The organism is Achromobacter sp. (genome assembly GCF_036567245.1).
In the GTDB taxonomy this organism is placed as follows: Bacteria; Pseudomonadota; Gammaproteobacteria; order Burkholderiales; family Burkholderiaceae_B; genus Achromobacter.
Genome location: NZ_DATCUY010000644.1, coordinates 18,590 through 30,759, shown reverse-complemented (window position 1 = coordinate 30,759; position 12,170 = coordinate 18,590). Strand labels below are relative to the sequence as shown.

At 64.5% G+C, this 12,170-nt stretch carries 12 protein-coding genes; 7 read left to right on the top strand and 5 right to left on the bottom strand.

Going from position 1 to position 12,170, the window contains the following annotated elements; genetic code table 11:
- Both VIR09_RS27340 and VIR09_RS27335 read left to right on the top strand, forming a co-directional pair.
- Window positions 1-291: hypothetical protein (locus VIR09_RS27340; protein WP_332015721.1), on the top strand; the 291-nt coding region annotated here is incomplete at its 5' end.
- A gap of 34 nt (window positions 292-325) precedes the next feature.
- On the top strand, window positions 326-2,464 hold the full coding sequence (locus tag VIR09_RS27335) for a TonB-dependent receptor family protein (RefSeq protein ID WP_332015720.1): 2,139 nt from the start codon (window positions 326-328) through the stop codon (window positions 2,462-2,464).
- An 8-nt stretch (window positions 2,465-2,472) separates the two neighbouring features.
- On the opposite strand, the gene VIR09_RS27330 is transcribed toward VIR09_RS27335, so the two are convergent.
- The gene (locus VIR09_RS27330) at window positions 2,473-3,423 is read right to left on the bottom strand and encodes a LysR substrate-binding domain-containing protein (RefSeq protein WP_332015719.1); all 951 of its coding nucleotides are present in this window, start codon (window positions 3,421-3,423) and stop codon (window positions 2,473-2,475) included.
- A 91-nt stretch (window positions 3,424-3,514) separates the two neighbouring features.
- Here VIR09_RS27330 and VIR09_RS27325 point away from each other — a divergent pair, with 91 nt between their 5' ends.
- The 3 genes from VIR09_RS27325 to VIR09_RS27315 are packed head-to-tail and all read left to right on the top strand — an operon-like array spanning window position 3,515 to window position 7,725.
- Window positions 3,515-4,831: a D-serine ammonia-lyase gene (locus VIR09_RS27325; RefSeq protein ID WP_332015718.1), complete on the top strand. Its 1,317-nt coding sequence runs from the start codon at window positions 3,515-3,517 to the stop codon at window positions 4,829-4,831.
- A 40-nt stretch (window positions 4,832-4,871) separates the two neighbouring features.
- The gene (locus VIR09_RS27320; protein ID WP_332015717.1) at window positions 4,872-6,191 is read left to right on the top strand and encodes an MFS transporter; all 1,320 of its coding nucleotides are present in this window, start codon (window positions 4,872-4,874) and stop codon (window positions 6,189-6,191) included.
- 16 nt (window positions 6,192-6,207) lie between these two features.
- Complete coding sequence (locus tag VIR09_RS27315; protein WP_332015716.1) at window positions 6,208-7,725, top strand: M81 family metallopeptidase; 1,518 nt, start codon at window positions 6,208-6,210, stop codon at window positions 7,723-7,725.
- Here VIR09_RS27315 and VIR09_RS27310 read toward each other — a convergent pair.
- The 4 genes from VIR09_RS27310 to rpiB all read right to left on the bottom strand — a co-directional run bounded on the left by VIR09_RS27310 (window position 7,722) and on the right by rpiB (window position 10,258).
- A complete protein-coding gene (locus VIR09_RS27310) occupies window positions 7,722-7,844 on the bottom strand; it encodes a hypothetical protein (protein ID WP_332015715.1) in 123 nt (40 codons plus the stop codon). The two genes, VIR09_RS27315 and VIR09_RS27310, sit on opposite strands and share 4 nt — an antisense overlap.
- A 2-nt stretch (window positions 7,845-7,846) precedes the next feature.
- On the bottom strand, window positions 7,847-8,221 hold the full coding sequence (locus VIR09_RS27305) for a hypothetical protein (RefSeq protein ID WP_332015714.1): 375 nt from the start codon (window positions 8,219-8,221) through the stop codon (window positions 7,847-7,849).
- Between the two features lie 206 nt (window positions 8,222-8,427).
- Window positions 8,428-9,648 (bottom strand): hypothetical protein, encoded by a 1,221-nt coding sequence (locus VIR09_RS27300; RefSeq protein ID WP_332015713.1) that lies wholly within the window; start codon window positions 9,646-9,648, stop codon window positions 8,428-8,430.
- Between the two features lie 169 nt (window positions 9,649-9,817).
- The gene (gene rpiB / locus VIR09_RS27295; protein WP_332015712.1) at window positions 9,818-10,258 is read right to left on the bottom strand and encodes a ribose 5-phosphate isomerase B; all 441 of its coding nucleotides are present in this window, start codon (window positions 10,256-10,258) and stop codon (window positions 9,818-9,820) included.
- Between the two features lie 241 nt (window positions 10,259-10,499).
- Here rpiB and VIR09_RS27290 point away from each other — a divergent pair, with 241 nt between their 5' ends.
- Both VIR09_RS27290 and VIR09_RS27285 read left to right on the top strand, forming a co-directional pair.
- On the top strand, window positions 10,500-11,081 hold the full coding sequence (locus tag VIR09_RS27290) for a CGNR zinc finger domain-containing protein (RefSeq protein WP_332015711.1): 582 nt from the start codon (window positions 10,500-10,502) through the stop codon (window positions 11,079-11,081).
- Between the two features lie 191 nt (window positions 11,082-11,272).
- On the top strand, window positions 11,273-12,145 hold the full coding sequence (locus tag VIR09_RS27285; RefSeq protein WP_332015710.1) for an alpha/beta hydrolase: 873 nt from the start codon (window positions 11,273-11,275) through the stop codon (window positions 12,143-12,145).
- The last annotated feature ends 25 nt before the right edge of the window (window positions 12,146-12,170 follow it).

Sequence of the window (12,170 nt, the reverse complement as noted above, 5' to 3'; positions counted from 1 at the left end):
GTGCGCGCCGTGGTGCCCTGGGCGGTGGCCGCGCTGTACCTGGCGGGCCTGGGCATGGCCTGGCAGTACCGTGGCGCGCTCGCCAGCCCCGGCAGTTCGTCCTTCGGCCTGCTGCTGTCGATCAAGATCGCGCTCGCCGCCAGCGTGCTGGTCCACGTGGTCACGGCCATGACGCTGGCGCGGCGCCAGCGCCTGCACAGCGCGCTGCGCAGGCGCGTGCACATCAGCGTCTTCTGTCACATGGTCGGCATCGTCTTGCTGGCCAAAGCCATGTTCCATCTGTCCTGGTAACCCAGCCCATTCAGCTCTACGCGGAAGCATTCCCATGACGTCCCCCGTCCTGCGCCAACTGGCGTCCAGCCTCACTCTCAGCGCCCTAGGCCTGTCCACCGCCCTTGCCCAGGAAGCCGGCCAGCTCCGCGTGGCCCCGGCCAGCCAGGCCGTGCCCTCGCTGGCGCCCGTGGTCGTATCCGGACTATCCCTGACGCGCGCCCTCGACCCTGGTCCGCAGCAGGCCGAGGCCGAACTGCAGACCGTGCCCGGCGGCACCAATCTGGCCCAGCCGCAGCAGGAAGTACGCCTGATTACCCTGCGCGACGCGCTGGACTACCAGCCCGGCGTCATCGTGCAGGAATTCTTCGGCGGGCTGGACCAGCCGCGCCTGAACATCCGCGGTTCGGGCATCCAGAGCAATCCCTTGAGCCGCGGCATCCTGCTGATGCAGGACAGTCTGCCGCTCAACGATGCCGACGGCTCCTTCATCATCAGCCTGCTGGAACCGCGCAACGCAGGCCTGGTCACGGTGCGGCGCGGCGCCAACGCGCTATCGCCAGGCGCGACCACGCTGGGCGGGGAGGTCGATTTCCAGTCCCTCACCGGCACCCAGAGCGACGTCATCCGTTTGGGAACCGGCAGCTTCGGCACCCGCAATCTGACGCTATCCAAGGGCTTTGAAGGCGAGCGCATCGATGGCCGCTTCAGCTTCGGCTATGACAAGTCCGACGGCTACCGCCACCATTCCTCATCCGAGCGCACAAGTTTCCAGGGCAACCTGGGCTTTCGCCGCGGCACCTTTGAAAACCGCACGTATCTGTCCTACACGGACCTCAAGTTCGATATTCCCCAGCCCGTGCCCAAGGCCCGCATGCTTCAGGATCCGCGCAGCGTGCTGGGCGACGGCAATACGCCGCTGGACCTGGCCAACAACGTCTACAAGCGCGATCCGCACCGTGACACCAGCCAGTTCCGCATCGCCAACCGCAGCTATTGGGGCACGGACGCGCTCAACCAGACCGCGGGCATCTATTGGCAGCGCACCAACGATGACTTCACCAATCCCCAGGTCGCCAACGTCACGGACGGCGATACCTATGGCCTGGTATGGCAGCTGGCCGGCAAGGCCGGAAACGTGGATTACCGCGTCGCGCTCGATTGGCAGCGCAGCGACATGGACCGCGACCTCTACGCCATACGCCCCGCCGACGGCCGCCGCCTGCAACGCTTCGGCGCCTATGATCTCAAGGCCGAGAACCGCAGCGCGCTGGTCGGCCTGGACTGGCATGTGACCGAGCAGTTGAGCCTGGTCGGCGACCTCAAGTACACCCAGGCCGTGCGCGACGCGCGCGAACGCAACAGCGGCAAGACCCTGGATCAGGACTGGAACTACGCCACGCCGCGCCTGGGCATCATCTGGCAGCCTGCCGCCGCCCAGCGCTGGTACGCCAACATCAGCCGCAGCAACGAAGCCCCCACCTTTTGGGAAATCGTCAATGGCGAAGTGCCCGCGCCCATGAACCCCGCCACCGCGGTCACGTCCATGAGCAAGCTCGACCTGCAGCGTGCGCTGACCTATGAAATCGGCGGAGACGGCACGGTTCTCGTCGCTGGCCGCGACCTGAACTGGACCGTGTCCCTGTACCGCAGCAAGGTCGAAGACGAACTCATGTCCGTCACCAACGCCAACGGCACGCCGGCAGGCACCTACAACTACGCCGGCCGCACCCGCCACCAGGGCATCGAAGCCGGCATCAACGGCAGCCTGCCCGCACCCGGCGACGGCCTGTTCGATTACCGCATTGCATATACCTTCAGCGACTTCCGCTTCCGCAGCGGCGAGTACCAGGGCAACCGCATCGCCGGCGTGCCGCGCCACTTGCTCAGCGCGGAGGTGATGTACCGCCTGGGCGGTTGGCGCTTCGGTCCCAATCTGCGCTGGCTGATGAGCGACACTGAAACCAACCACGCCAACGCGCCGGGCACGCAGCAGAACGCCTATGCGTTGCTGGGCTTCAAGGTCGCCTACGAGCACGACGCGCACTGGAGCGGATACGTGCAGGCCGACAACCTGACGGACAAGACCTATGCCAGCAGCTACGCCATCCGCAATACAGCCACGCCCGCGATGCCGATCTTCCTGCCCGGCAACGGCAGGTCGTTCAGCGCAGGCGTAGCGTATCGCTTCTGAGCGGAAAGCTACCCGCGCGCGCACCCGATCAGCGCCGAGCGCGCGTCGTCGAAGTGGCGGCACTCGGATTTGAGCCATTCGGAAAAGATCCGGGTGCGCCGCTCTTCAGGCCGGCGTGACAGCAGCACATAGCGCGCCGGCGCGGGCGCGTGCTTGCCGAACACGTCGACCAGCCGTCCGCTGCGGATCTCGTCGTAGACCATCGCGCTGCGCCCGATGGCCACGCCCTGATGATTCAGCGCGGCGCCGATGGCAAGACTGGCCAGGTTGAACTGCGGGCCCTCCAGGTGGCGGATCCATCCGGGCCGATGCGCCTGCATCCAGGTGCGCCACTCGATGAACTCCGCAGCCCCGACCCAAGGCGAGGCGTCGTGCAGGAACTCGACCCCATCGATGGACTTGCCGGTGCGAAACGCCGGGTGCGCGGCCAGGTATTCGGGCGTTGCAACCACCAGCAGATATTCGTCCAGCAAGGCGTCGGCCTGCAAATGGCTGTAGTGCGCCGGGTCGTAGCGGATGGCGATGTCTATGTCTTCCTCCTCCATCAGCTTGCGGTCCAGCGGCTGGAACTCCGCCTTCAGCCGCACCGACACGTCCGGCTGCAAGCGATGGAATTCCGTCAGGCGCGGCATCAGCCATTGAAGCGCGAAGGACGGCAGGCAATTGACCTGCAGCGCGGACGCCGGCAAGCCCAGCCGTTCGATTTCCTGCTGGATGTCGCCTAGCGCGCGGCTGACCGTCGCGAATAGCGTCTCGCCCTTGGACGTGAACTTCAGCCCGCGCTGCTGACGCACGAACAGCAGGTAGCCCAGGCGGTCTTCCAACTGACGGATCTGCTGGCTCACCGCGCTCTGCGTGAGGTTCATGGCCGCCGCCGCCCGGGTGAAGCTGAGATGGCGGCCGGCCATGTCAAAGCAGCGCAGGGCGCCCAGCAACGTGGAGTCGAAATGGACAGGCATAAGTCGTGCTAATGGCTGAATTAGAAATGATCGCTATTCTTGCACGCCTGCGGAATCTACGATTTGCGCCGAACCATCAACCTGCAAGTTCATGATGACCGCCGATTTCGATCCCCTGCTATTAGAAAATCTTCAATCAAGAACGCCTTTGCTATGGCTCAACCCCGCACGGGGCGGGCCGTTGCCCGAATCGGCGCCATCGCTGGACCTGATCGACCAGGCGGAAAGCCGGCTGGCGCGTTGCGCGCCGCTGTTGGCGCAGCTGTTTCCCGAGCTTGCCGCCTCGGGCGGGCGTATCGAGTCCCGGCTGATGGCCGCCAAGCCGCTGCAACAGGCGATGGGCGGCGCTGCCGCGTCGGGCAGCTGGTATCTCAAGCGTGACGACGAGCTGCCCGTCGCCGGATCGATCAAGGCGCGTGGCGGCTTTCACGAGGTGCTGGCCATTGCCGAATCCATTGCGCTGGAGCACGGCCTGCTCAAGGACGCGGCGACGGACCGGCGCGTCCTGGCGACGCCGCAGGCGCGCGCCTTGTTCAGCCAGTATGCCGTGACCGTGGGTAGCACCGGCAACCTGGGCATGAGCATCGGCGTCATGGCGGCCGCGCTGGGATTCGATGCCGTGGTCCATATGTCCGCCGATGCGAAGGAATGGAAGAAAGACCGGCTGCGCAAGCGCGGCGTGCGCGTGGTGGAACACGCTGGCGACTACGCCGAAGCGGTCGCGGCAGGGCGGGCGCAGGCATTGGCCGCGCCGCGCAGCCATTTCGTCGACGACGAGCAATCCGAACTGCTGTTCTTCGGCTATGCCGCCGCAGCCCGCGGATTGGCCAGGCAATTGGCCGAAGCGGGCCGCGCGGTTGATGCCGGACACCCGCTGTTCGTATACATCCCTTGCGGAGTGGGCGGCGCGCCCGGCGGCATCAGCCATGGCCTGAAGGCTTTGTTCGGGTCTCATGTGCATTGCTTCTTTGCCGAGCCCGTCGCGTCGCCTTGCTTTCTGGTGCAGCTTGCGTCGCAAGCGGATGGCCCCGTGTCGGTTTACGACATCGGCCTGGACAACCGCACCGAAGCCGATGGCCTGGCTGTCGGCCAGGCATCGGAACTGGTGGCATCGCTGATGCGGCCCCAGCTTGGCGGCGTCTTCACCGTATCGGATGACGAACTCTACCTGAACCTGCTTGCGCTCCAGGACACCCTGGGCGTCGAGGTCGAACCGTCGGCCGCTGCCGCGGTTTCGGGGCCGGGCTGGCTTGACGGCTCCGCCGCCGGGCGAGCCTATGTGCAGGGCATCGACATGTCTGGAGCCACACACGTGATCTGGGCCACTGGCGGATCGCTGGTGCCCCCTGAAGCGCTGCGCGGCTTCCAGGACCACGCCAGGCAGCTCAGCCAGCGTCGCGCGGCCTAGGCCGCAACACACAAAAAATCAAATACCGAGGAGAAAACCTGTGAGCGGAAGTGCAACCATCCACGCCGGCCGCGCCGCGCGCCCGGACCAGCAAGCCTTTGAAGACGCGACCTACAGAAAGGTCGCGCTGCGGTTCATTCCCTTTCTGATGCTCTGCTACGTGGTCGCGTACCTGGACCGCATCAACATCGGCATCGCCAAGCTGAACATGCTGGCCGACCTGCAGTTCAGCGAGGCCGCCTATGGCCTGGGCGCGGGCTTGTTCTTCATTGGCTACATGCTGTTCGAAGTGCCCAGCAACCTGATCATGCACCGCGTGGGCGCGCGCCTCTGGATCGCGCGGATCATGATCTCCTGGGGCATCCTGTCCGGCATCATGGCCTTCGTCACCGCGCCCTGGCAGTTCTACACGGTGCGCTTTCTGCTGGGCGTGGCCGAGGCCGGCTTCTACCCCGGCGTGATCCTCTACCTGACCTATTGGTTTCCCAACCGCCGCCGCGCCAAGATGACGGCCATTTTCCAGGCCGGCATTCCGGTGGCCGGCCTTATCGGCAACCCGCTGTCGGGCTGGATCATGGAGCGATTCCATCTGGTCGGCGGGCACCCGGGCTGGCAATGGCTGTTCGTGCTGGAAGCGCTGCCCACCATTCCGCTGGCCATCGGGGTGCTGCTGATCCTGACCAACCGCGTCCAGGATGCCGCTTGGCTCACGCCGGAACAGCGCAAGCTGATCGAACACGACATCGCCGCGGACAACGCGGGCCGCGAGCACATGCCGCTGTTGCAGGCGCTGCGCGACGCGCGCATCTGGAAAATCGTTGCCATGACCTTTCCGGCAATGATGGCGCTGTACACCCTGGGCTTCTATCTGCCGACCTTGATCAAGGACGCCGGCGCCGAGGGCGGCCTGCGCATCGGCCTGCTGAGCGCCATTCCCTATCTGGTCGCCATGGTGGCCATGATCCTGGTCGGCCGCAGCTCGGACCTGCGCCGCGAACGCCGCTGGCACCTGGTCTTCATCCTGGTGCTGGGCGCGGCGGGACTGGCCGCCAGCGTATCCGCGGGCACCAACCTGACGCTGGCCGTCATCTCGCTTTCTGTGGCTGCCGCCGGGATCATCAGCTTCTCTCCCATCATGTGGACGCTGCCCACCGCCTTCCTGGGCGGCGCCACCGCGGCCGCCTCGATCGGCATCATCAACAGCCTGGCCAACCTGGGCGGCTTCGTCAGCCCCTACCTGATAGGCTGGATCCGCGACATGTACCACAGCACCGTGCCGGCCATCTACATCATCGCCGGTTCGCTTTTGGTCAGCGCCCTGATCGCGCTGAGCTTCGACCCCAAGAAAGCCAACCGCTGAGGGCAAGGCACACACCATGGCACACACTCCAGCCACTGCGCCGCGACTCGCCGTCGCCGGCCTGATCCATGAAACCAATACCTATGCCGCCGAGTTTGCCGGCCAGACGCCATTGCGCGCGTTTGAGCAATACGGCAAGGACGAGATACTGCAAGCCTTCGACAGATCGAATCACCAGGTCGGCGGCTTCATCGAAGGCGCCCGGCAGACCGGCGCCGAGCTGGTCTACACCTTCGTCGGCCAGGCCACGCCCTCGGGCACGATCGAGGCCCAGGCCTATGCCGAGATGAAACGCAGGATCCTGGACGGCATCCACGCCGCCTTGCCGGTGGACGGCGTGCTGCTGGCGCTGCACGGCGCCGGCGTCGCCGACGGCATCGAGGATATCGAGGGCGATCTGTGCCTGGCGGTCCGCCGACTGGTCGGCGCCGATGTGCCCATCGCCGCCGTCTACGACCTGCATGGCAACATGACCGAGGCCATGCGGCAGGCATGCGACCTGACCTTGCCCTGCAAACTGTATCCGCATACCGACTTTCACGACCGGGCGGTCGAAGCCGTGGCGCTGCTGCTCGATATCATCGGCGGCCGGCTGAAGCCGGTAACCGTCATGCGTCGCCTGCCCATGCTGCCCTACATCGTCACGACGCAGGAAGGCTTTGTTCCGGCCGAGGTCAACGCCGTGTGCGTCAGGCTGGCCGCGCTGCCTGGCGTCATCGACTGTTCCTGGTTCCATGGCTTTCCCCTTGCGGATATCGCCGCGCCATGCCCGGCCGTGGTCTGCACCACGGCGGGCGACCAGGAGCTGGCCGAGCGTTGCGCGGACGAAGTCGCGCAATGGATCTGGGAGCACCGGGAGGCGTTCCGGCCATCGCTGCCGAGCCCGGAGCAGGGCGTAGCCATGGCGCTGGCCGCCGGACGCGGTCCCGTCGTCGTCAACGAATATGCAGACAACCCAGGCGGCGGCACGCCTGGCGACGGCACCTATCTGTTGCGCGCCATCCTGGACGCCAATCCCGCGCCCGGAACCTGCTGCTTCGCTTCCATCAACGATGCGTCCGTGGTTGAGCAGGCCCGCCAGGCCGGCGTGGGCGCGACCATCAGCGTGTCATTGGGCGCCAAGCAGGGCCGCTTCCAGGGCCAGCCGTTGCGGGTGCACGCCTATGTAAAGGCCATCACCGACGGCCGCTTCGTCAATCGCGCGGGTTCGATGTTCGAAGGCGTGAAGTTTGACCTGGGCGCCATGTGTCGCCTGGTCATCCAGGGCGTGGACGTGATCGTTGCCTCGCGCGCCGAGCAGATCTACGACGAGGAACCCTTCTTCCTCCACGGCATCGACGTGACCGCGTACAAGCTGATCGCGATCAAAGGCGCCAACCACTTCCGCGCAGGCTATCGCCGGCTGGCGACACAAATAATTTCTGTCGATAGCGTGGGCTTGAGCACCGCCGCCATCACCTCGTTCCCGCGAGAACGGCTGGTAGGCGAGTACTGGCCGCTGGCGGACATCGCCGGGTACGCGCCGAAAAATTAGCGGCGCGCAGCGCAGGGGCCGCTGGCATCCACCGGCAAAGGCGGCCCCTGCCAGATCTGAAGAACGTGCGCCGCGCCGTACTTGAGCGCGTAGCGGCTCTGTACGAATCGATGATCCATGATTACTTGCCGAAGTAATTTTTGAACCAGGGCTGCTCTTCGTACGGCGATTGCTGACCGCTGCTCAGCCGGCATAGCTTCGAGGAGTTGGCATCGGCGGCCTTGCTTTTGCCGACCAGCGTCCAGCTCTTGGATTCGGGGTTGTTGAAAACCTCCATTTCCCATGACGCGTTCGTCGCCGTAATGCCCGTAGGCACTTGCTTCGCGATATTGACGAGCGCACTTTTGACGCGAAAGCCAAAGTCGCAGACCGGCTCCTTGTAGAGCCCGATCTCATCGCGCTCGCGCTCCCATTCTGCCGCCTGGGCAGGATGTCCGGCGGCAAGAATGCTGAATGCCACGATGAACAGGGTGGACCTGCAAAGTGTGATTGGCATCGCTGCGCGCTCCAGGCGTTCGAATCGTCATGCGATTTTTTGCACCGAGTTCCTTGGCGGTCAAGCGTCGTCAGGGATGAATCCGAAGGTATGAGATCCAGCTTTACCGAACCGTCACAAGGAGACCGCGGGCGCTGGCATGCATACGATGGTTCAGGCTGGCGGTGGCGCGATCCGGCGTGGCGAAAGCGGATGGTAATTTTCGCTCATTCGATTGTCAGATATGCCTGTCCGCCCGGCTTCAGATAGGGCGCCAGCGCCTTGAACGGCAGGCTGGCATGCGTGCCCAGGCAAGCGCCCGCCGAGTGTCCGACTCCGGACACTGACAGGCTCAGCGCGCCGGGCGCCTGCGCGCCCAGTGCCAGGTAGTCGGGCCACAGATCCGCGCAGTCTTCCAGATTGGGATGATCCTCGGACTGTGGGGTCTCCGTTCCCGCTTTGACCGCCTGTCGCACCAGCGCGAGCAGGGCCGGGCTCTTTTCCCCGCCAAAGCTGCGCTTGCCCGGCACATAGGCATCGAACACGCGATTCCAGTCCAGGTACTCGCCGCGCAGCAGATCGTAGGTGTAGGGCTCGAAATGGTTGTAGGGATGCGCCCCGCCGCAGTCCAGACTGCCCGACTCGGTCACCGTCATCAGCGCGCGCGACAGCCAGGTGACGTTCACCGCTTCCTCATCAAAGCCGCCCAGCGTGCCAGCGCCGGGGTTGCCGCTGGTGTAGGCCGACGCCATGCAATCCAGCGCGCCCAGGCTTTTTTGCCAATGGCGCTGTTCCAGCAGATAGTTGGTGCGCTGCAGGACCTGCGCATCGGGATGCCGGCTCAGCCGCGGGTAAACGAATTTGGTGCGCGGGTCGCGCCACATCCGATAGGCCACGGCGCCGTCGCCGATGTCCTTGCCGACGGGCTGGGCGTGTCCGGCCAGCTTCAGCGTCTGGTAGGGCGCGCGGGCGGCGTTGATGCCTGCCTGGACGTCGATGTCGCCGAGATTGACCTGACTGGCGCGGGCCTGCTTGCGGTCTTGCTCCAGCTGGTCCGTGTCGTACCGGGCAACCTGCTTCAGGTCGAAGCGGCGTTGCTTGCCGGTGCCGGCGTCGGTCCAGAGGCCGCGGTAGCCGTTGGCGTCGCGCGTGCCTTGCCAGCTTGCGGCTTGGTCCGTTGGCTTGGAAGCCGGCGTGCCTCCCTGGTGGGGCCTCGGCTCGAAGAGTTCCCCGGCTGTGCCTTGCAGGGGGATGTCCACGCCGTGCTTTGCGTAGAAGTAGCGGCCAGTCAATCTGCCGTTGGCCGCTGCTTCGGTGTCCAGTTCCAGCACGATGTCGCCGGCGCCTTGCAGTGTTCCAGCGTAGACGGTGCGAGGCGTGGCGCAAGCCTGGGTGGCCGAAAGGGACAGGACGGCCAGCGTAAGCAAACTGCGGACGTTACGGGGCATACGGAACGGTGAGCGAAGCATCGAGGGCCTGGGATCCAAGGGGGGAGTCGGCTGAATATACCGGAACTGTCAGCCCGACAGCGCAGCCGCCTCGCCGTCCGCAAACACCTGTTCGAACAAGTCACAAGACTGCTGGCCACATCGCCTGGCGGCTGCGCATGACGACGCGTCAGGTCTGAGCCGGGGCCACCGCGCTCAACATGTCGATTCGACGCTGATGACGGGCGCCATCAAAGGGAGTGTCCAGGAAAGCGCTGACACACTCGCGCGCGACCTCGATTCCTATGATTCTGCTTCCAAGCGCCAATACGTTCGCGTCATTATGTTGGCGGCTCAGGCGAGCCATGGTGGCGTTGGTGCACAAGGCGGCTCTTGCGGCAGGGAAACGATTGACGGCGATCGAAATGCCTATGCCCGAACCGCAAATCACGACGCCTTTCTGGACTCTGCCGTCCGTGATGGCTTTCCCCATTGCAAAGCCAAAAGCGGGGTAGTCAACCGAGTCTGCGCTGTGGGTTCCGAGGTCTAGCCAATCGACGTATTCGAAGGCTTTCTTCAGTTTTTCCTTCAGTTCGAATCCGGCGTGGTCGGAGGCAATCGCGATTTGCATGCTATCTCACTTATTCGGAATGGACGGTGCGAAGCTGGGGTGGATCGGAGAAATGGCGTCGCAGTGAAAATTACCGAGCGGAATTGTAGTTTGCAGGCACGCCGGCAGGCATTGTTGCCACAGAATCGCGGGGGGCGGCGTAAAACTGCACACCTCGCAGACGAGGGCCTACGCCGGAGCACCTTCTTCTTGTAACTTGATAGCCGTAGATTAAGTGGTTACATTCCAGGTGGAGAATCTCATGACCACTACTACCCCCAAGCCTGAATTCCGCCTGCTGGGTGATGACGCGGCGCTAGATCTGATCAACACCGTCGAACAATCCGACGATGGCCCGCGCGACCGCCTGCAGTCGGACGACGATGTGCGGGCCTGGCTGGACGCCGCGGGCTTTGCGCCCGCCCAGCGCAAGGCGCCCAAGGGCCTGCTCGAATCGGCGCGGAGCTTGCGCGAGACAGTGCGCGCGTTGGTCGCCCAAAGAAAAGCGGGATTGCCACTCAAACTTAACGCGCTCAACCGGGCGCTCGCGGCCGGCGGCAGTCATCTTGAGCTGGCCGAGGTGGCGGGCGTGCCGAGCCTGGCACGCCGCTATGATGCGGCCACCCCCGATCAGTGGCTGCTTCCCGCCGCGGAGGCCGCCGCGGAGTTGCTCGTGCACGGCGACTTCGAGCTGGTGCGCAAATGCGAAAGTCCGCTCTGTTCCCTCTGGTTCTACGATCGCACGCGATCCCATCGTCGCAGGTGGTGCAGCATGGCGCTTTGCGGCAATCGCCACAAGGTGGCGGCTTTTCGCCAAAGAGAAGTGCAGGACGCGGCTTCCTGAGCGCCCGCTTGCCCGCCCATCCGGCCGCCCTGGCCGGATTTTTTTTGCATGAACCTATCCTGGCAATAGCTTTCTTCTATTTAGGTAACCTGTAAAACTTAAATTGACAGGTTACTAGAAAAGAGAAAGAATGGCCCGAACGGCCTGTAGGAATTCAGCCAATGATCCAGTCCTTGACCACGGAGATCGTCATGTCCAGCACCTCTGAAAGCCAGATCCAAACTCGTCGCATGGAAGCCGACGGCCTGAATTTTTTCTATCGCGCAGCGGGCGATCCCGATGCGCCTGTGTTGCTGCTTCTGCACGGGTTCCCCAGTTCCTCGCATCAATTCCGCAACCTGATCCCGCTTCTGGCCACGCGTTTTCGTGTGATTGCCCCGGATCTGCCCGGCTTCGGCTTCACCGAAGTACCCGAGGAGCGTGGTTATCGGTACACGTTCGATGACCTGGCCGTATCGCTCGGCGCTTTCGTCGATGCGCTGGACCTGAAGCGCTATGCGATGTTCGTCTTCGACTATGGCGCGCCCGTCGGGCTGCGCCTGGCGCTTGCCCACCCGGAGCGGGTGACCGGCCTGGTCTCGCAGAATGGCAATGCTTATCTCGAAGGCCTGGGCGATGCCTGGGCGCCAGTCCGTGCCTACTGGGCAGAGCCGACCTCGGCCAATCGGCAGGTCATCGCGGACGCCGTGCTGAACTTCGAGGGGACCAAGTGGCAATACGTGCATGGCGTGGCCAATCCGGACGACGTGGCGCCAGAAAGCTACACGCTCGATGCCGCACTGCTTGAGCGACCGGGCAACAAGGCAATCCAGCTCGATCTATTTCTGGACTACGCCAATAACCTGAAGCGGTATCCGGATTTCCAGGCCTTCTTCCGCTCCGCGAAAATCCCGACGCTGGCCATCTGGGGCCGCAACGATCCATTCTTCATTCCGCCTGGCGCCGAGGCGTTCAAGCGGGACAATCCGGACGCGCAGGTTGAGTTGCTGGATACCGGTCACTTTGCGCTGGAAACGCATGCGGCGTATATCGGGCGGCGGATCATCGAGGTGCTGGCGCCTTGAGGGATCTTGGAAGGGTGCGACTGCA

Bases quoted from the DNA above. Each gene is read 5' to 3' on its own strand.
- VIR09_RS27285 (WP_332015710.1), top strand. From the start codon at position 11,273: ATGTCCAGCACCTCTGAAAGCCAGATCCAAACTCGTCGCATGGAAGCC.
- VIR09_RS27290 (WP_332015711.1), top strand. From the start codon at position 10,500: ATGACCACTACTACCCCCAAGCCTGAATTCCGCCTGCTGGGTGATGAC.
- VIR09_RS27325 (WP_332015718.1), top strand. From the start codon at position 3,515: ATGATGACCGCCGATTTCGATCCCCTGCTATTAGAAAATCTTCAATCA.
- rpiB (WP_332015712.1), bottom strand. From the start codon at position 10,258: ATGCAAATCGCGATTGCCTCCGACCACGCCGGATTCGAACTGAAGGAA.
- VIR09_RS27315 (WP_332015716.1), top strand. From the start codon at position 6,208: ATGGCACACACTCCAGCCACTGCGCCGCGACTCGCCGTCGCCGGCCTG.
- VIR09_RS27310 (WP_332015715.1), bottom strand. From the start codon at position 7,844: ATGGATCATCGATTCGTACAGAGCCGCTACGCGCTCAAGTACGGCGCG.
- VIR09_RS27330 (WP_332015719.1), bottom strand. From the start codon at position 3,423: ATGCCTGTCCATTTCGACTCCACGTTGCTGGGCGCCCTGCGCTGCTTT.
- VIR09_RS27300 (WP_332015713.1), bottom strand. From the start codon at position 9,648: ATGCCCCGTAACGTCCGCAGTTTGCTTACGCTGGCCGTCCTGTCCCTT.
- VIR09_RS27335 (WP_332015720.1), top strand. From the start codon at position 326: ATGACGTCCCCCGTCCTGCGCCAACTGGCGTCCAGCCTCACTCTCAGC.
- VIR09_RS27305 (WP_332015714.1), bottom strand. From the start codon at position 8,221: ATGCCAATCACACTTTGCAGGTCCACCCTGTTCATCGTGGCATTCAGC.